The sequence below is a fragment of the Chitinophaga sp. XS-30 genome, from assembly GCF_008086345.1.
Lineage (GTDB): Bacteria > Bacteroidota > Bacteroidia > Chitinophagales > Chitinophagaceae > Chitinophaga.
In genome coordinates this window covers 118826-138050 of sequence record NZ_CP043006.1, presented here as the reverse complement: position 1 = coordinate 138050, position 19225 = coordinate 118826, and the positions used below count along the sequence as shown (strand labels likewise).

Sequence of the window (19225 nt, the reverse complement as noted above, 5' to 3'; positions counted from 1 at the left end):
AATAACTATTGGGGTAACGTTCAGGGTGACAATATTTACGGTTGTTTCCATGCCTATAAAACTGGTGCCTATGATCCATAAATAGCGGTAGTAATAATTCCAGGTTGTGTTCTTCTGACCAACCTGCCATCGTCTTGATTAACGAGCATCACATCGGAGGTACTGCCACTGTTCAAACACGACCATGGCTGAACATAAGTTCCTTAAACGGACCTGCAGTGCAAGATGCCATCCTTATAATACAGCACAACGGTGCGCGTGCTGTTGATCTGGTTGATAAACTCTTTTAGGGGTTGATGGCGGTAGATTTTGATGCGGAAAGTGGCTTCGCCTGCCTTGGAATCGTCAATTACAATCCTTTCATTAAACCACCGTGGAATCATTTCAGCAATTTCCCGCATTGGAGCGTTCTCAAAATAGTGAACCCCCTGCTTCCATCCCAGCGTGATCTGGGTATCGAAGTTCTGCACCTTGCTTTCTGCCCCATTTTGGATAATGGCTTCCTTGCCAGGGGACAGGGCTATCCTTTCCTGCCCGGTTTCCAAAGCAACTTTTCCCGTAACGAGGGAAGTGGTCACGCGGTTAGGAAAATAGGCGTTAACGTTGAACGATGTGCCAAGTACCTGGATGTTGGTGTTGTTAGCATGTACTATAAAGGGGCGTTGAGAATCGGCCATCACTTCAAAATATGCCTCACCCTCAATATAAACCTCTCGCTTTTCTTGCTCAAAGGCAAAAGGGAAGCGCATCTTTGAGGTGCTATTGAGCCACACAACAGATCCGTCTGAAAGTTCCACCCGATAATCTAATCGTGGTGGAACGGTGAGTGTGTTCCAGCCCTTTGTCATGCCTGTTTCAGGTCGAAACGTTAGCGCCCTGTTGGTATTGGTTAGCTGTACCTGGCCCGCAGTAACGATTTGCTGCCCGGAATCTTTCAGTACAATCGTTTGTCCATTGGCCAGCTGGAGCGTTATAGCGGAATGGTCAGCGGCGTACAGGTGGTCCCCCTCGGTAACTTTCGGCGTATATAGAAAGTAGCCCGTTGCCAAAATGCCTGCAATTACAGCGGCAGCAGCCAACCAACGCCGACGATTGCTTCTTTTATAAACTTTTCTAGCATGGAGATCGAAAATCTGCGCATGCGCCTTTTCTGTGTCTACTCTTTCCATAAATTCCAACGCCTGCTGTTGGGGAACAGCGGCTTCAATTTCCGCCCGTAGGGCGCGCGCTTCCTCATTGGAAGCCAAAATGGCCTCCAGTCGCGCCTTATCTTCAGGGGAAATGATGCCATAATGTGCCATCACAATCAAATCCCGAATCTCGAAATCCTCCATATATGGGGCTTGTTTCTCCAAATTAGAGCGTCTGTTAATAAATAAGGGTGAAATTAGGCATTAGAAAAGGGGCTTTTTAACAAAAGTCGCAAAGAAGAAATCCCTTTTCGCAAATGGGTTTTTATACTATTTTTTGATATCCCCATGATGTCTGCCGCTTCATTGTATTTCCTCCGTTCAATATAAACCAGTCGCATGGCTTCCTTGCACTGGCGGGGAAGCTGCTCCAACGCCGTTTCCAACTGCCTTACTTTCGAAAAATCTTGTCCTGCCAGCAAATCCTGGTCGGGGTACACTGATTCCTTATTAGCTAATGCATCATCCAAGTAGGTGCTTGATTGTCTTTTTCGCAACTCAATCATTTTCAGACAATTATGGTACACCGCCTTATGTAAATAGGAGGCTATGGAGTGAATGTCTGCATGCCGCTGCATACAGAGCATAAACGCCTGCTGCACGGCATCCTTTGCTGCCTGCTCGTCCTGGAGCAAGGTGTAGGCGTGGGCGCAGAGTAGCTTATAGTGCGTCCTGAATACGGTGCTAAATGCCTCCTTAGCTTCCTCCGTAAGGTCAGGACGGGAATGATTGTCCATCCTATCACATTTAATAATTAAAATAGAGCGTAGCCGTTATGCACGGCAAGTTACGGAATTATTATATTATGCCTTAGCAGGATGCTCCAGGCTACAGTGGGTCAGTATTATCCCCACCAGCTCTATGGCAACGGACCTTATTTTTTCCCTTTCCGCATTGCTTAGTGCCCCCTTGTTGACAATCTTCATACGGCGGTAATATGTGGCTTCGCTCCAGCCGCACTCCCGGCACACCCGGGCGCGAAATAGCCCGGCCAGATCGACCAACTGGCTATGTGTAATGAATAGGAGGTTGAGCTCTCTTTTGCTTTTTATGAACATGTGTAAAGGTTTTACCAATGGGGAAGCGCTCCCTGCCAGTTAATAAAAATAGCTGATCTATAAGAAGATGAAAAACGGGAGTGCATTGGGTGAAGGAAGGGGGAACATTTTGCGATATTTTTTTTCAAAAGTAGGTACGCTACTCGCAAAATGCCTGTACCAGTAAGGGTTTTGCAAGAAATGGATGCTTATTTGTTGCGGCAGGAAGGAATAACCAGAATTTTTCTCATTAACCCGCTTTTAACAAATAATTAATAATTTTTTTACAAGATTTATGGTCAAATTGCTGGCAGAACTATCATTTTGATGATACTGCTCTTCTTCACAGGTTTTTCGTTTTTTTTCTCCAACGTAGTTAAGCCAACCACATCAGCACCAAACAATCAGGCAAAATGTCAAGGAATACTGTGTAACAACTGTAACTAAACTTGTGATATAACCAAGGGGTCTCTATGGAAGATGCTATTATTGTTCGAGAATTAGCGAAGCACAATGCCGATGCTTTCGAATGGCTGTTTGAAAAACATTACACACGCATGCTGACCCACGCACATGCCATACTGCACGATGATTTGGAGGCGGAGGATGTGGTGCAGGAGCTCTTCGTTAAGCTATTAGAGTTTAAGGGGTGGAGCAAGGTGCTCGACCTGCGCTCCTATATAGCTCGGTCAGCGCACAACCTGGCACTACATAGATTGAAAGCGATAAGAGCAAAGGCGGCGCAAAAAATCAACTATAGCCGAACAGCCAACGACCTGTGGCTGGATGTCAATCCCCTTCAGCTCCTAAAGGATGAAATGACGCTGCAGCACAAAGTCCAACACCTACTCGCGGCATTAAGCCCGCAACGCCAGCAGGCTTTTATGCTGGTGTACCTGCAGGGCTGTAGCTACATAGAAGCCGCGGACATCATGGGGATATCCAAAAATAGTATTAAAACACACCTGAAGCTTGGGATGAGGACTTTGCGCCGGACATTGCTAGTGTTAATTGGCGTGAGCATGGTCTTGAAAAGTTTTATCTGTATATGACGAATAAGGCGTTTTTTGCGTAGAACTACTCAAACGGATACACGCAATAGCATATTTGTGTCATTTTTCCACCAAACAGCCTAGTGTGGCTATTTTCCGAGGCGGCCAGTTGAAAAATAAATTCTCAAAATGGGCGCAAAATGTTCACCCCTTCTCCCTCCAATTTGATCTTATACTTGATAGTGAACCTGTAATTTTTTGTATTTCAACCAAACGACTGCAACTCATGAGACAATGTTACCGCACCACCATTTTTTCTTGGTATTCGCGCCTTACCGTTCTGCTACTACTGCCTTTTACCTCCACTTCCGCTAGGGCAGTACAAGATAGCGCCAGTATTACCATCAATGTAAAAAATGCAAGCATAGAGGAAGTTTTCCGCTCCATCGAGCGGCAGACAAATTTTTCCTTTGTGTACAATACGCAACTTCTCCCTCCCTCGGAGAAAATAAGCATACACGTACAGAAGGCATCCTTAGGGCAGGCCATGGATATGATACTTGAAGGCAGAAAACTGAAGTGGTCGATGGAGGGGAAAGCGATTGTAATATCCGTGTTGCCGAAGGATAATGGCTCAAGGCCGATGCCAAAGGAAATACCTGCAGCTCGGCTTGCGGATACTATCCCCAAAATCACTGTTTCTGGCATAGTAGTGGATGCCAAGGGTAAACCATTGCCAGGTACTACCGTGCTTGAGAAAGGAGCTAACCAGGGCACGAGTACCAATGCCGAAGGACGTTTTATCCTTACAAATGTTGCTTCCAATGCAACGCTGTCAATCAGTTCCATAGGATACGAAGGAAAGCAAATAAAGTTAAATGGCCGGTCGGTGATTGATATCACACTCAATGAAGTGGTTACGGAGCTCGAAAATGTGGAGGTTGTCTCCACGGGTTACCAGGATATCCCCAAAGAACGTGCAACGGGTTCCTTTGTGCAATTGGATAATGAATTGGTGAATCGCACTGTTTCTACCAATATCCTGGATCGCATCTACAATGTGACCAGTAGTTTGAAGTTTGAACCGCGACCAGGAAGCCCCAATGCTAATGGGAGTAATATCAGTATTCGGGGGTTTAGTACCATTAATGCCAACATGAAGCCGCTAATTGTGATTGATGGTTTTCCATATGAAGAGGATGGCAATAGTACAAATATCCTCCTTAATAACCTTAACCCCAATGATGTGCAAAGCATAACTATCCTTCGTGATGCGGCTGCGGCTTCCATTTGGGGGGCTCGATCTGGGAATGGCGTAATAGTGATTACAACCAAGAAAGGGCGCTTTAATAAAAAGGCAAAGGTTCAGCTCAATGCTAATGTAAATATAACTGAAAAGCCCAATCTTGGGTACCTCCCCATTATTTCCTCTAGAGATGCCATTGAGTTTGAACGAGCCAGGTTTGCCACCGGGGTATTTAATGACTATGATGATTTGTATCCCAGCCTCAACTATTTTCCTGTAGTGTCGCCTGCCGTTGAAATTATGCTGGCTGAGCGACGGGGAGAATTGACCAAAACGGAAGCAGATGCGCAGTTGAATGCGCTATCGAATCGTGATGTTCGGGACGATATTGATAAATATTTGCTGCGTACATCAGTCAACCAGCAATTCAATGTCAACATCAATGGTGGAACCGGGAATTATAACTACTATGGCTCTATTGGATATGATAAAAACCTATCCAATGAGCTAGGCAATGGCAATTCGCGCTTTACCTTCCGGCTGGACAACACGTTTAAACCTATAAAAAACCTGGAAGTGAATGGGTACATCGTATATACACAAAGCGAGCGCCAAAGCAGCAATGTAACCTATCAGAATTTTTTAGCAACAGGCACTTTGCCCGCCGCGCCTTATACTAAGTTTACTGATAATAATGGAAGTCCAATACCTATCCCCTATTCTTTTGGCGGCTTAAGGCAAAAATACCTAGATACAGTTAATACCCCTGGATTACTCGATTGGTCGTATAATCCTATCGATGAACTCAATAGCAGTGATAATAAAGTAAAACTATTTAATGCAAGGTTAGGCGGGTCAGTGAAATACACTATAATACCAGGATTAACTGCGGAGTTCAGGGGCCAGTATGAAAAAGGGCTGACTAATTCCCGAAGCAACTACAACACAGCAACATATACTACCCGGAATCTCATCAACCGGTTCATGCAAATAGACGGTACAGGAAAACCCGTTTATCCCATTCCATTGGGTGATATACTGGATGAGGGAAATGCTAACCAGACTTCTTGGAATGCTCGTGGACAACTAAATTTAAATAGGAGATGGAATGACCACCAGATCGACGCTATTGCCGGAGTGGAAGGTAGAGAAACATCTTATGAATTTAACAGAAGCAGAAAGTACGGATACAATCCCAACACCTATCTCTATGCAACAACTATCAATTACAGTTCCACCTACCCTAACCGCCCAAACGGAAACTATGGAAATAATAATAGGATTTCAAGTGGAGATGCTCTAAGCGGAAGATTAAATCGCTTCATCAGCTATTATGCCAACGCGGGTTATACTTATCAAGGTAAATACGCAATAACAGCCAGTGCACGTGTGGATGGGAGTAATTTTTTTGGCATTAAGGCCAATCAAAAGCTGGTTCCTTTATGGTCATCAGGCATTGGGTGGGATATCTCAAAAGAGGAGTTTTACAGTGTTGGATGGCTGCCCTATCTTAAACTGAGAGCTACCTACGGCTTTAACGGAAACATGAATAATAGTGCGACTGCCTTACCTACAGCCTTTTATAATCTTCCATCAGGATCATATCATACTGAACCTACATTAAGTTTAAGGACACCACCCAATCCTGGGCTAAGTTGGGAGAGGATTCGTATGATAAACGTGGGTATTGACTTCGGCACCTTAAAAAACAGAATAACTGGAAGTGTTGAATATTACAATAAAAGAGGAATAGACCTTATAGGCTCTCTCGTGATCGAATCCACCGTAGGTGTTCAAAACTATGTTGCAAACTATGCCAGTATGAAAGGCAAAGGAGTTGATTTGATCCTAAATACCACTAATATAGACCGATCAGTTAAATGGCAGACCAATTTTATATTGAGTTACAATACTGACGAAATAACGGATTATAGGCAAACTGCCTCGTCAGCAACCCTATATCTAATTGATAATTTTGCAGTCATAGGCAAACCTCTAATTCGAGCCTATGCCTATCCATCTGCTGGATTAGACCCGACAAATGGTAATCCCAGAGGATATGTGGATGGAAATGTAGAGGACTTTACTAAAGTCTTAACTGACGCACAACCGGAAGATATAAAATATTTTGGAACACTGACTCCGCAATATTTTGGAGCTGTTAGGAATAATTTGTTATTTAAAAGCATTTCAGTATCCGCTAACATAACCTACCGATTCAAATACTTCTTTAGAAGAAATACCATTAACTACAACAGCCTTGTTGCAAACTGGGGTGGTCATCTCGACTACGAGAAAAGATGGCAGGAATCCGGGGATGAACAAAACACAACAGTCCCTTCGCTGCCTCCTTCCTTAGACAATAGATTCAACTTTTACAGTAACAGTGAAGATTTAGTAGAAAAAGGAGACCATATTCGATTGCAAGACGTTCGACTTTCCTATGATTTTAATAGAGCCACTTTTTCACGATTACCTTTTTCAAACGCTCAGATTTATGTGTATGCCAATAATCTGGGAATATTATGGCGAGCAAATAAAAGTGGACTGGATCCCGATTTCCCGGGCTTGTCAAGCATTCCAACACCCAAAAGCTGGGCTATAGGGGTGAATGTGAGTTTTTAAATTATTGTCCGACCAGCATATCCAGACTAAGCAGAACGGAAAGTAGTTGGTCAGAAGACACAACCACGGCAGATAGGAAGTGAATATTTGTTCCGGTTCGGTCAGAAGACACGACCGGGGCATCCGCGAGGCGAGAACACCGACAGGAAATGAAAGATGAGGAAAAAACGAGCAATAACATATCTATTATGAACTTAACCTTAACATCGTAATATGGAAATTTATGAAAAAACAACATACATACTACCTATTGGCATGCTTAATCACAATACTAACATCTTGTTCCAAAGATTGGTTGGAAGCCAAAACAGACAAATCTCTTACTGTGCCCACTACGCTAGCAGACTTTCAGGGCATGCTTGATAATGTAGCTATGATGACAAACACGTCAACCTCAAATGGTGAAATAGGTAGTGATGGTCATTTTATAACAGACATTAGTTACCAAAATAGAGCGAAGAGTGTTTTTACAGATAGCTATATCTGGTCGAAAACAGTACGTTATATAGGCTCCTCCACAGGGTGGGGACGAATCTATGAAAGAATATTATATTGCAATATAATATTGGATGGGCTACAGTCAACGCAGTTTTCAGATCGGACTCAAAATATAGAATACAAAAATATAAAGGGCCAAGCTCTTTTTCAAAGAGCCATTAGTTTTTATGAAGTATCGAGAATATTTGCACCTCCCTATAACCTAAATGGGGATAATAGTATGCCAGGCGTTATTTTAAGGCTCACTTCAGATATTACAATAGCGTCTAAAAGAGCAACTACTCAGCAAACTTATGATCGAATTTTGGGCGACTTATTAGAAGCTAAAGATTTGCTACCTGACAGACCGGATCTATTGACCCGGGCTTCAAAATCCGCAGTACTGGCATTGTTAGCCAGAATTTATCTGAGTATGGAGGATTACGACAATGCACTCAAGTATTCAACAGAAGCCCTTTCTATCTATTCAACCTTGTATGATTATAATAATCTACCTGCCACCAACAGCAATATTGGAAGATACAATGCAGAGGTGATATTTCATGCATACTTTAGTGATCCATTTTTGACATCAAATTGCTTAATAGAAAAGAGTTTATACGACCAATATGATGCTGATGATCTTAGAAAAACACGATTTTTTAGAGTAAACGCGAGTACCGGCAATATTACGTTCAAGGGAAATTACGAAGGCACTACAGCAAACCTTTTCTGCGGATTGGCGACGGACGAATTGTACTTAATTAGAGCCGAGTGTTACGCTCGTGACAGAAATGTTAGCAATGCTATGGAAGATCTCAATGCACTCATGAGGAAAAGGTGGGATATGAATGTTCCTTATCCCGAGATTACTGCTACTGATCCAGAAGATGCACTTCGAAAAGTATTGACAGAGCGAAAAAAGGAACTCATTCTCCGCAACGTGCGTTGGAGCGACTTACGGCGTCTGAATCGTGATCCGCGTTTTGCCGTTACGCTTACCCGTACAGTTGACGGAACTACTTATACGCTGGAGCCTAATAGCTACAAATACACCTTTCCTATTCCGGACGATATAATTGAGCAAACGGGTATTGCGCAAAATCCGGGCTGGGAAAAATAGTTGCGTATTCTCACCGCATTCCATGTCGTGTCTGCTGACCGACATGTACAAACGAGAATGGGATATGGAAGTCACAGAATATCCAGAATTATAAGCAAGATGACCGATTTGATTGGGTAATATGTCACGCTCGCTCTGTACTGGTTGGTCAGAAGACACAACCAGGAATTTAGATTGCTGGTCAGAAGACACAGCAACGGCTTCAAGCAGCAAGCATGACAACGGCATCTGACAGTGGACACGACCACATTGTCATACAAAAAGATTCCCGGAAAGTAAAGGATAATGGACCATGATGGTGAGGAGACTAAAAATATGGATATTAATTGTAAGCTCATTTGTCATTGCAGCGCTATCGGCGTTTCAGGATTCTTTGTCTTTGAAAATCGATAGCATTTTCCTGATCGCAGTCGGTGCGGGGTTACTTACGATGCTTAGTGGTTCAGTTATCGCAGGAATTAAGTACGGAGATTTTAAGTTGGACTTAGGCAGTCCAGACACTGTTTTAAAAAAAAGGTAAGTCCGTTAATGAAATGTGAAGAAAATTATTTATTCATTTTTTCTTGATTTTTTTTGTTAGCAGTCGGAATTCCATGTCGTGTCTTCTGACCGACATGTAGAACGTATCGATTCCATGTACAAGGTAGGAGCAATAGCAGGAAGATAAAAGAAAGATGACCGATTTGAGTGAGTAATATGTTACGCTCGCTTTGTACTGGTTGGTCAGAAGACATGACAATGGCACGAAATGAGATTACAAGCATTCAAATTTTTTCAACAGATATGATTGATCTTCAGTGTGGGCCATTCCTGACCCACTTTTCTATGCGCTTATGGAAATTGCCGCGATTTAATATAACCCCATCCTAAGGCGCATTATTTCTTGTGCTACAGCCTCCCTGCCAACGATGCTTTTGCATAGTTCCATGGCTGATTTGTCACCAAATGCCTTTGACTTTAACCTCATCCACCTGTCAGCCTTCTTTTTATTTAAGAAAGCATTATATACGATGCTATATATCTGTGCAATGGAAAAGGCATGATCAGCCAGAGTTTCCGAAAGCACGTCTTCGTTATTCTTTAGGTAGAGTGTGCGGTCAGTCACATGGAGTAACCCGGCCAATTCTGAAAACGTAATGTCAAGAACATCCTTGAACTGAACCAACTGTTTTTTAGTAATTCCCCGGTGGATCTGGTCCGTAATGATAGAATAGCAAACGGATTGAAGTGAGAGAATGGCTTCATAGCTGCTTAAAAGGCTTATAGTTGACATAATTTAATGTTTTTGTGTGTAAGGGCAAATTGGTAAAAGAAGCTGAAAATAAACCTGTCAATGTGCAATGAAGCCAGTCACTTTCGGCAAGGCAATAAATAGATTGTTTACTTTTGCAGTATGAACACCCACCGGCAACATACTTTACATCGCGTTACAATGACACCTGGGCTAATGGGAGGCAGGCCTACCATCAGGGGGCTGCGTTTCCCTGTCGGAGATATTTTAGAGTTATTGGCAGATGGCATGAGTAGTGAGGAGATACTTAATCAGCATCCGATATTGGAGAAAGAAGATATTACCGCTGCGTTGTATTACGCTTCTGTAAGAATGAAGAATACCGCTATCCTGCATACCTGCACATAGTGTTTGGAAAAAATCGTCCTCCGAACACGAGGTTATAATCAGAGTTCTCAGTCTGTCATAATACCCTATGGAATGACCCTATATTTTGATAAGTAATTATTATTTAATATATTACGTCCTCAAAGTGAAAGGTGGAAATTGCAGCGTACAAAAGTCCCATCCGAATTACTCCGAGTACCCTACATTTTCGCCGGCACTTAGTTCCGGCAATGAGTTAACCGTAGAAATAAATGGCAGCACCTTGCAGATCAGTTTACTGATATGTGTAGGGGGCGGGTTAGTTTGTTAAACCTTAAAATGAGCACTATGTTGACTTTGGAAATCCATGAGCTTGAAAATTTCATGGAAAATCTGAGACCTCAGATAAAAAATGTTCTTACTCCCCCTTCTGAGGCCGACTGGCAAAGTTGGCACGAATACCTGCATGCAGAAACATCCCGGATTCAGAAAAAATTTCAATCTAATTTCCATTTGCTAAAGCCCAAAGTTGCTGAAAGATATATTCAGTTGAATTTCCTCGACCTCCTTCGACTAATTGATTCCATTGAAGACGAAAGCCAAAATACTGTTGGCAGAGACCCCTCTTCTACCAATGAATTTTATCAAATGTTACTCACCTATCTGGAAAGAGTTTTGGTACATCTTCTAAAATACTACAACGCATTTATTGATCAGGATTTACCGCTTCCGCAATTCTTCCTGCAAAAAGAAAAAGCAAGCATCGCTGGAAATTTGCTAGAATTAAAACGGCTCTATCAGCGTCCGGAAATTGATGCGCATTTACTGGATATTGCTTTTCGCCCCATAAACGAATTTCTGAAACGTAACCATAGCCAATATACATACAGGGAACTGCTGTACTTTCAAACATTCATTAAAGAATGGTTGCCATTGCTGGATATGAAACCGGAAGAGGATATGAACTGGCAGGTGCATTATAAATTATACTACTTAAATTTTAACAATGTGGAGTACCGTATTTATTGTACGGGAAGGCTGCACGATAAACTGGAGGAACTGCCCACCCTTTCGGAGAAAATCGAAAAAGTAAATTGGTATGTAAGCACGCTGCGCCGTTTGCATCAGATGCCCCATGTGGCATTGCTTCCCGGCCAGCCTTCTATCATTAACCAGGCTCTTGCTGTAATAGAAGAAGAATACCAGTATTTAATCGACAGCGAAAACCTTAAGGAGCTGGCCACTACCCAGGTTGACAGATCTTCGCAAACCATCTTAAAAGTGCCTTTATCCTCCCTGCAACTGGCACAACTCGCCAGCACACTGGAATCGGTGGGTTTCTTCCCGGATGCCAAACCTGGAGAGATCATTCGTTTCTTTGCCAATAACTTTTCGTCCGTCAGCGATAAGACCATACTCGAAAGTTCTTTTCATACGCAGTATTACAGCAGAGCTACCAATGTAAGAACGGCAAAAACCGGTATTGTGGAATGGGTCGATAAAGTAAAAAAAGCGTTGGAGGATGAAACGGTCCGCACCAACTGATCTCACCTGAGAACAGGTAATTTATTCTACAAATGGTAATGATTGGTAATGGACGGTAACATTCTGGTAATCAATATATAAGGATGTTTTGGTGGTAATTTTAACGTACACCAAAACAATCCAGCCATGTCTCAGTCTCCCAGTGCATTGATAGCCGAGCTGATCAAAGAGATTGAAAAGCTCACACTAAAAGAACTCCATTCGTTCAAAAGAATTGCCGGTTGCCTGGAGGAAGTCCAGAGGGCCATTTCTCTGTTAAAAGCCTACCAGGATGCGCATCCTTTTAGCACCGACAAGGAAGCCATCTATTTTTACAAAACGGTTAAGCCGGAACTGGATTACCGGCTGATTTATTACCACCGGCTCCTGCGCATAGAGCAGGCATGCCCGGTGACGGGCAGGGAGCATATCCGCGCCTATTACCGGCAGGAACAACAGAAGATACATGCTTTTTACGTATCCCACGCCGAGTTCGTCCGCTACTACCGGCTGGAAGCAACCCACCTGGATGCTTATTATTTTATGCCCGTTGCAGGCCCGCTACCCGGCGCTGCAGCCGATGAGTTTCTGTTATACGGTGACGCCTACAACGCGCCCATGAGCCATACCCTTGCCTGCATCAAAGCCTATGACCAGTTGCAACAGGATTTAGAACATAAAATCTGGTGGCTGGATCATGAAATGGAGGCCAATCCTCAGCAAACACTACCTGAAACCAACCTCCGGTTTACCGGTAAAAAAGTGGACTTCGCTGAACAAATACTAGCCTGGTATGCCAGTGGCGTCATCAACAACGGCAGCATTTCCTTGCGGGAACTGGCAGATCATTGCTGTGCCTTCTTCGGTGTGCGTTATTCCAATATTCATAAAGTATTTGAAGAGATCGGCCAGCGAAAAAAGGCCCGGTCCGCATTCTGTCAAACGATGCAGCTCAACCTGGAGCGCTATCTTGATATGAAAGACTGATTCCTTTTTTTCTTCCCGCCGTGATTTTTAGTGAAATATCGCTTCTCGCCAACACCATCTTTGCCCTGTGATTATTGCAAAACGATAAAATACCAGTTATGCTAAAAGCAATTTCATGGGAAACGATATTAACGATTTTGGGGGGTGCCCTGTTGCTGTATTACCTGTGGTGGTTTTGGAACTATGGGCGCAAGAACAGGCACAGCCAGGGTAAGCCCCCCGCCAATATTCCAAAAAGAAGATGGCGCGTGGAGGAGCCGCAGGAGCAGCCCGACAGGCATGCAACCGCCGCAGCAAACGAGTCAGGGCTGGATGAAGTAGGTGACGGAGAGGGCAGGGAAAGCCCGGACACAGAGCAGGAGTACGAACGACTTCAGGGGCTTGCAGCCGATGTAACCATTGTACTGCAGCAATCTGGACAAGGGAGTACTCGCAAGCAATTGCTGAATGGTCTTCGTCAGGAGATTCGGCGATATCCTACACTGCAACATAAGCCGGCCTTCCGCCGCGCCATCAATCGCGTTATGGCCGAGGGGGCAAAAACCTGGTGCAGTATGGAGCTTACCGATGAAGAATTGAACGGTCTTTGGGACGATGCGCCGACCTCCTGATCTGCCAATAAATTATTGATTTTTAAATAGTATGTGTGTATGAAAAAATGTGAAAAAGAAAAAAAAGTCAGGCCCGGCAGGTTATTGATCCGCCCGCTGACAAGTAAACACCGTATCCAACGCGCCTGGATGCTGATACTAACTGTGCTGATCTGTTCCTCTGCCATTCAGGTGATGGCACAAAGCGGTGAAGAGGGTTTACTACAGGCTTACACCGAAGTTTCCGGCTACTTTGATACGGGAACCGATCTCATGTATGCGGTGGGGGCGTTACTGGGGCTTGTGGGAGCGGTAAAAGTATTTCAGAAATGGAATAGTGGCGATCAGGATACGAGTAAAGTGGCGAGTGCGTGGTTTGGCTCCTGCATCTTTCTGATCGTAGTGGCAACGGTGTTAAAGGCATTTTTTCTCGGTTAAATCGCAGGCAAACATGAGTACCGTGTACAACGTCAATAAGGGTATAAACAAACCGCTGGAGTTCAAAGGGCTGAAAGCACAGTATATACTGTACCTCGGGGCGGGACTGGTGGCGCTCCTGCTGGTTTTTGCGGTGCTGTATATGACGGGGGTATCACCTTACCTGTGCATTGCAATTGTGTGCGGTTGTGGAGGCGTATTGATAACCCGCATGTATGCATTAAGTCATAAGTATGGTGAGTACGGGTTGATGAAAAAGTTGGCGGAAAAACAACTACCCGATGCCGTTTGTGGGCGCTCCCGGAAATGCTTCCGGGCATTGCGCCACCATAAGTAATAACATGTGATATTAAAATTGTGAAGTATGGTAGTGATGCTGATGATAGGGATGGTGGTGGTGGCGGCGCTTATCCTGCAGGAGAAAGCGCCCCGGCAAAAGACCAGGCAGATGGAGGCTCATTTTCCGCTCTATAAAGTAGAGGACGATGCTGTACTCTCCAAACAGGGCGATGTAACCGTGGGCTTCCGCCTGGCACTGCCGGAGATATTCACCCTATCCAACGAAGAGTACGAAGCCCTGCATCATGTATGGCTACGGGCAATTAAAATACTTCCCGCCGGTTGCATTGTACACAAACAGGATTGGTTTGTGGAAGACACGTACCAGCCCGATACCGCAGAAGAAAAGTCCTTCCTCTCGGCAGCAAGCGATCGCTTTTTTAACGAGCGTCCGTTTTTAGCGCATCAAACCTATGTTTTTGTGACCCGCAAAGACATTCATCGAAGGCCAGCCAGTTCTGTCCTATCCAATTTGCTGCGGCCAGCACTCATCGCCACGGGCAAAATGGAACAGCGCCAGTACGATGAGTTCAAGGAGAAGACCGCGCAATTTGAAAAGCTGCTGGCAGAGGGTGGATTCATTACCCCTGTACGTCTTTCTACCGATGAATGGTGCGGCACCGATAGGCATACCGGCATATTGGAACGCTATTGTGGCTTGCTGGAAGAAAAGGAACTGCCGGGCGTGACCGATATTGAGTTCAAACCCGAATTCCGTATCGGCTCAAAGTATTGTCAGCTATACACGCTCAGTGATGTGGACAATCTGCCCTCCATTTGCGGTCCCCGGGTGAATTACGATGCGTATTCAACAGATAAAACGCGGTTCAGCGTGAGTTTTGCTGCCCCAATTGGCCAGCTTCTGCATTGCAACCATGTGTACAACCAGGTGCTGGTAATTGAGGACACTAGCAAGACCCTCAAAAAAATGGAGGCCCGCAGAAGGCGGTTGCAATCCCTATCCCGCTACAGCCGCGAAAACGCGATCAATCTAGATGCCACCAATGCCTACCTCAACGAATCCATTGCGCACCAGCGCACGCCGGTACGGGCGCATTTTTCGCTGCTGGCCTGGACGGAAGACAGGAACCAGCTCACCGAACTCCGCAACCGGGTATCGGCTGCCCTCGCACAGATGGACGCGCTGCCTTACCAGGAGACAGCTTCCGCTGCGCAATTGTATTGGGCCTGCCTACCCGGCAATATCGCCGACCTGCCGCTGAACGAAACTTTTGAATCCTTCATGGAGCAGGCCACCTGCTTTCTGTCGCAGGAAACAGGGTATGAAAGTTCGGTCAGTTCCTTCGGCATCCGCCTCGGAGATCGCCAGACAGGCAAACCCGTACTGACGGACCTGAGCGACCTTCCGATGAAGCTGGGATGGACATCGGCACGGAACCGCTTCATTCTGGGACCCAGTGGATCAGGTAAGAGCTTTTTCACCAATCACATGGTACGCTCTTACTATGAACAGGGCACGCACATCGTGTTGATCGATGTAGGACACAGCTACAAGGGACTTTGTGATCTGGTAGGAGGTTATTATTTTACCTATTCAGAGGATAATCCTATAAAGTTTAATCCATTTTATATTGAGCCGGGAGATACGCTGGATACAGAAAAGAAGGAAAGCATTAAAACCCTACTGTTGTCTTTATGGAAAAAAGACACCGAAGGTTTTACGCGCAGCGAATACATCGCGCTGTCTAACTTACTGGGAGGCTATTACGAACACTTAGACAATCATCCGGAAATCTTTCCCTGCTTTAATAGTTTCTATGAATTCCTTCGGGATCATTATTTAGAAGTATTCCGGCGCGACAACCTGAAAGAGAGGGATTTTAATGCGAGCAATTTTATGTATGTCATGCGCTCTTTCTATCAGGGTGGAGAATTTGATTATTTGCTCAACGCGACGGAAAACCTGAACCTGCTGCATCAGCCACTGGTGATCTTTGAACTGGACGCAATTAAGGAGAACGCTATCCTCCTGCCAGCCGTGACTTTGATCATAATGCAGGTCTTCATTTCAAAGATGCGAAAGCTGAAAGGCGTACGTAAGATGATTCTCATAGAAGAGGCCTGGAAAGCCATTGCGCGGGAAGGTATGGCGGAGTATATTAAATATTTGTTTAAGACAGTACGTAAATTTTTTGGAGAAGCGATAGTAGTGACGCAAGAAGTAGAGGATATCATCTCGTCTCCCGTTGTTAAACAGGCAATTATCAATAACAGTGACTGTAAGATACTGCTGGACCAAACCAAGTACCAGAATAAATTTGGACTTATTCAGGAACTGTTGGGTATTACGGATAAACAGAAAGCTGAGATCTTTTCACTCAATAAGAACAAAGAACCCGGCAGGGTGTACAAGGAAGTGTGGATCGACCTGGGCGGTCACTCAAAGGTATATCGCATCGAAGTAAGTCCGGAAGAATATTACATCTATACTACGGAACAGAAGGAAAAAGTATTGGTAGAAAAATATACGGAAAAGTATGGATCAATACGGGCGGGGGTGAAGGCGCTGGTGGCAGATTTAAAGAACAAAGCAGCCTGATTTTTTTGTAAATTTCCATAAGCACAAATTATACATCATCAAAAAATCGATCTGCCATGAAAAGTACACCAATACTTCTATTACTAACAGCTTTAGCTGCCTGTTCTGCCGGAAACAACAAGCAACAAAAATTTGCTGGCACCTATATACGGGTGATGGAAACGGAGTTCAATACCTTGTACGATACCATCCGCATTGAACAGGCTGATGCTTCCACACCACTGGTATATACCCTATCGAACCGGGGGCGTGTGGTACCAAAGGGAACGGATGACCAGGCCGCTGCGGATCGCAAAACCAGCAAACAACGCACCGGCACTTACGATGAAGCCACGAACACATTAACGGTGGAGGGTGTTCCCTTCATTCTAAACGCCAAAGACGAGCTGACCAACGGTCAGATCACCTATACACGCTGCACCGACTGCCGGTAATCGGGCGGTGTGGCAATAAATAATTATTACCGGGACCTGAAATGTGTGAAGTATGAAAATGAGGAGATGGATCTTAGGGTCTATGGTCATGGGTATGATGCTGTGTATGCTGCCTGCTTCTCCGGCTGCAGCACAGCTTCCCATATTGGAAATTATCAAAGCTGCGGTGGTGAAAGCCATCAAGGCCGCTGATCTGGCTATTCAGCGCATCCAGAACCAGACCATCAAACTGCAGAACGCGCAAAAAGCGCTGGAAAACACCCTTTCAAAATTAAAACTCAATGAAATAGGTGATTGGGTGGACAAACAGCGGGAGCAGTACGCCGTGTATTACGAAGAACTGATGCGTGTACGCACCGCCATTGCCTACGGACAAAAAGTGCGGGAGGCCATTCAATTGCAACTCTCAATGGTAGAGGAATACCGCCGTGCCATTCAGGCGGTAAGCAAAGACACCAACTTCACGCCAGATCAGGTAATTCAAATGATCGGCTATTACACGGCGCTGATCGAGGAAAGTGCCCGAAGCATTGGCCAGCTCGAATCTGTGGTAACCTCATTCTCTTTACAAATGCCGGACGCTGCCCGCGTGGAAAGGATCGCCGCCGTTACAGAAGAAATCCGAAACCAACTCACTCGCCTGCGCCGATACACTTATGGTAATGCCCTGTACAGTATGCAGAAGACCCGCGACTACGGTGAACTGCTGCGTATAAAGGCATTGTATGGCATCGAATAGACAAAACCTAAAAATGTGAAGTATGAAAAAGTGGATGGTGATGATAGGAATATGTTTATGCGCGGACGGAGCGCAGGCACAACTTTTCAACGAGCTGTTCCGCCAAAAAGCCACGCAGCGGAAATACCTGGCCGAGCAGATCGCCTTTCTGCAACTGCACCTCACAACCCTGAAAAAAGGATACGACATCGCCAAGGAAGGCATTGGTCTTGTGGACCAGCTGAAGAAAGGAGAATTTAACCTGCACGATGTATTTTTTACCTCGCTTAAAACCGTAACGCCTGCTATTCGGGGAAGTACGACGGTAACGGCTATCGTACAAAGCCTGGCAGTTTCTTCTTCCTGCTTAACCAGCCACCGCAAGTTGCTGCGTTCCCCCAGCTTCGCCGTTTTTCAACCGCCGGACAACCTACAAGAGACCATCCGAAAGCGGTTCCTGCAAGTGGAACAGCTTACGCTGGAATTGCTCTCCCTCATTACCTCCGGCAGTCTGGAGCTTACAGACGACCAGCGCACCCAACGGCTGGAAACCCTGCTGCAACAATGCCGAACGCTGGAGAACAACACCCGTAAGGACGAGCAATCCAGTAAGCTGTTGCTGATACAATACGCGCGTGAGGCAGCGGAACTCGAACAACTGCGCCGCTTGTATAACCTGTAAATCGTGAGGTATGAAAAAGTTGATAGCGGCAGGGTATTTCCTGCTGATGGGAATCTTATGGCCCGGAAAATCCCGGGCGCAGGAACAGGAAATTGCCCAACTTCTATTGAACGTAGAGAAGCTGGCGCAGTTCAAATCCATCTTGCAGAACATGTACGATGGTTATAAGACGCTCAGCGATGGCTACAATAAGGTGCGGGATGTGGCATCCGGCAACTTTAAGCTGCATCAGGTATTTCTGGATGGTCTGTATGCCGTCAGCCCCGATGTACGAAAATACTGGCGGGTAGCCGATATCATCGAAATGCAGATTAAGGTATTGGACGAGAAAAAAAAGGCGCTTTCGATGTTTCGGTCTGCCGACGTTTTTTCCGCGGGAAACATGGAGGTTTTGGAGAAAACATTATCGAAACTCTCCTCCGGCAGCTTTTTGGAATTGGAGGAATTGCTACTTCTGCTTACCGCCGGAGAAATGCGTATGAACGATGCAGAGCGACTGGAAGGCATTGACCGGCTGCACAACAATATGCAGGGGCGGCTGATCGCTTTGCGGAAGTTCACAACAGAGGCACGACTGCTGGCCGTGCAACTCACCCGCGAAAAAGCGGAAATCAGTACGCTGCGGCAGCAACACGGCATACAATAGCGGTATGCAGAAACCAATGT

General features: G+C 45.1%; 17 protein-coding genes. 14 read left to right on the top strand and 3 right to left on the bottom strand.

Features of this window, described 5'->3' with window-relative positions; genetic code table 11:
* Window positions 1-203 precede the first annotated feature (203 nt).
* On the bottom strand, window positions 204-1334 hold the full coding sequence (locus FW415_RS00595) for a FecR domain-containing protein (protein WP_148382378.1): 1131 nt from the start codon (window positions 1332-1334) through the stop codon (window positions 204-206).
* 53 nt (window positions 1335-1387) lie between these two features.
* Entirely contained in the window at window positions 1388-1927 is a 540-nt protein-coding gene (locus FW415_RS00590) for an RNA polymerase sigma factor (protein WP_148382377.1), read from the bottom strand.
* A 773-nt stretch (window positions 1928-2700) separates the two neighbouring features.
* On the opposite strand from FW415_RS00590, the gene FW415_RS00585 reads away from it, so the two are divergent.
* The 3 genes from FW415_RS00585 to FW415_RS00575 all read left to right on the top strand — a co-directional run bounded on the left by FW415_RS00585 (window position 2701) and on the right by FW415_RS00575 (window position 8690).
* Window positions 2701-3279, top strand: a complete 579-nt coding sequence (locus FW415_RS00585; RefSeq protein ID WP_148382376.1) for an RNA polymerase sigma factor — start codon at window positions 2701-2703, stop codon at window positions 3277-3279.
* A gap of 85 nt (window positions 3280-3364) precedes the next feature.
* Entirely contained in the window at window positions 3365-7090 is a 3726-nt protein-coding gene (locus FW415_RS00580) for a SusC/RagA family TonB-linked outer membrane protein (RefSeq protein ID WP_148382375.1), read from the top strand.
* Between the two features lie 223 nt (window positions 7091-7313).
* Complete coding sequence (locus FW415_RS00575) at window positions 7314-8690, top strand: RagB/SusD family nutrient uptake outer membrane protein (protein WP_148382374.1); 1377 nt, start codon at window positions 7314-7316, stop codon at window positions 8688-8690.
* Window positions 8691-9540: 850 nt separating this feature from the next.
* On the opposite strand, the gene FW415_RS00570 is transcribed toward FW415_RS00575, so the two are convergent.
* Complete coding sequence (locus FW415_RS00570; RefSeq protein WP_148382373.1) at window positions 9541-9963, bottom strand: antitoxin Xre/MbcA/ParS toxin-binding domain-containing protein; 423 nt, start codon at window positions 9961-9963, stop codon at window positions 9541-9543.
* A gap of 159 nt (window positions 9964-10122) precedes the next feature.
* Between FW415_RS00570 and FW415_RS00565 the strand changes: the two genes are divergently transcribed.
* The 11 genes from FW415_RS00565 (at window position 10123) to FW415_RS00515 (ending at window position 19205) form a co-directional block, all read left to right on the top strand.
* Window positions 10123-10329: a DUF433 domain-containing protein gene (locus tag FW415_RS00565; protein ID WP_246858868.1), complete on the top strand. Its 207-nt coding sequence runs from the start codon at window positions 10123-10125 to the stop codon at window positions 10327-10329.
* Between the two features lie 306 nt (window positions 10330-10635).
* Complete coding sequence (locus tag FW415_RS00560) at window positions 10636-11832, top strand: hypothetical protein (RefSeq protein ID WP_148382371.1); 1197 nt, start codon at window positions 10636-10638, stop codon at window positions 11830-11832.
* A 126-nt stretch (window positions 11833-11958) separates the two neighbouring features.
* Window positions 11959-12798 (top strand): RteC domain-containing protein, encoded by an 840-nt coding sequence (locus tag FW415_RS00555; RefSeq protein ID WP_148382370.1) that lies wholly within the window; start codon window positions 11959-11961, stop codon window positions 12796-12798.
* Between the two features lie 98 nt (window positions 12799-12896).
* Window positions 12897-13409, top strand: a complete 513-nt coding sequence (locus tag FW415_RS00550; protein WP_148382369.1) for a hypothetical protein — start codon at window positions 12897-12899, stop codon at window positions 13407-13409.
* A gap of 39 nt (window positions 13410-13448) precedes the next feature.
* The gene (locus FW415_RS00545; protein ID WP_371417026.1) at window positions 13449-13826 is read left to right on the top strand and encodes a DUF4134 domain-containing protein; all 378 of its coding nucleotides are present in this window, start codon (window positions 13449-13451) and stop codon (window positions 13824-13826) included.
* A 13-nt stretch (window positions 13827-13839) separates the two neighbouring features.
* A complete protein-coding gene (locus tag FW415_RS00540) occupies window positions 13840-14163 on the top strand; it encodes a DUF4133 domain-containing protein (protein WP_148382368.1) in 324 nt (107 codons plus the stop codon).
* Between the two features lie 27 nt (window positions 14164-14190).
* Window positions 14191-16725: a TraG family conjugative transposon ATPase gene (locus FW415_RS00535; RefSeq protein WP_246858867.1), complete on the top strand. Its 2535-nt coding sequence runs from the start codon at window positions 14191-14193 to the stop codon at window positions 16723-16725.
* Window positions 16726-16781: 56 nt separating this feature from the next.
* Window positions 16782-17159 carry a hypothetical protein gene (locus FW415_RS00530; RefSeq protein ID WP_148382367.1) on the top strand — a complete coding sequence of 126 codons (378 nt, stop codon included), beginning with the start codon at window positions 16782-16784 and terminating at the stop codon, window positions 17157-17159.
* A gap of 58 nt (window positions 17160-17217) precedes the next feature.
* Complete coding sequence (locus FW415_RS00525) at window positions 17218-17898, top strand: conjugal transfer protein TraI (protein ID WP_148382366.1); 681 nt, start codon at window positions 17218-17220, stop codon at window positions 17896-17898.
* A 22-nt stretch (window positions 17899-17920) separates the two neighbouring features.
* A complete protein-coding gene (locus FW415_RS00520; RefSeq protein ID WP_148382365.1) occupies window positions 17921-18559 on the top strand; it encodes a hypothetical protein in 639 nt (212 codons plus the stop codon).
* Between the two features lie 10 nt (window positions 18560-18569).
* Complete coding sequence (locus FW415_RS00515; RefSeq protein ID WP_148382364.1) at window positions 18570-19205, top strand: TerB family tellurite resistance protein; 636 nt, start codon at window positions 18570-18572, stop codon at window positions 19203-19205.
* Window positions 19206-19225: the final 20 nt, after the last annotated feature.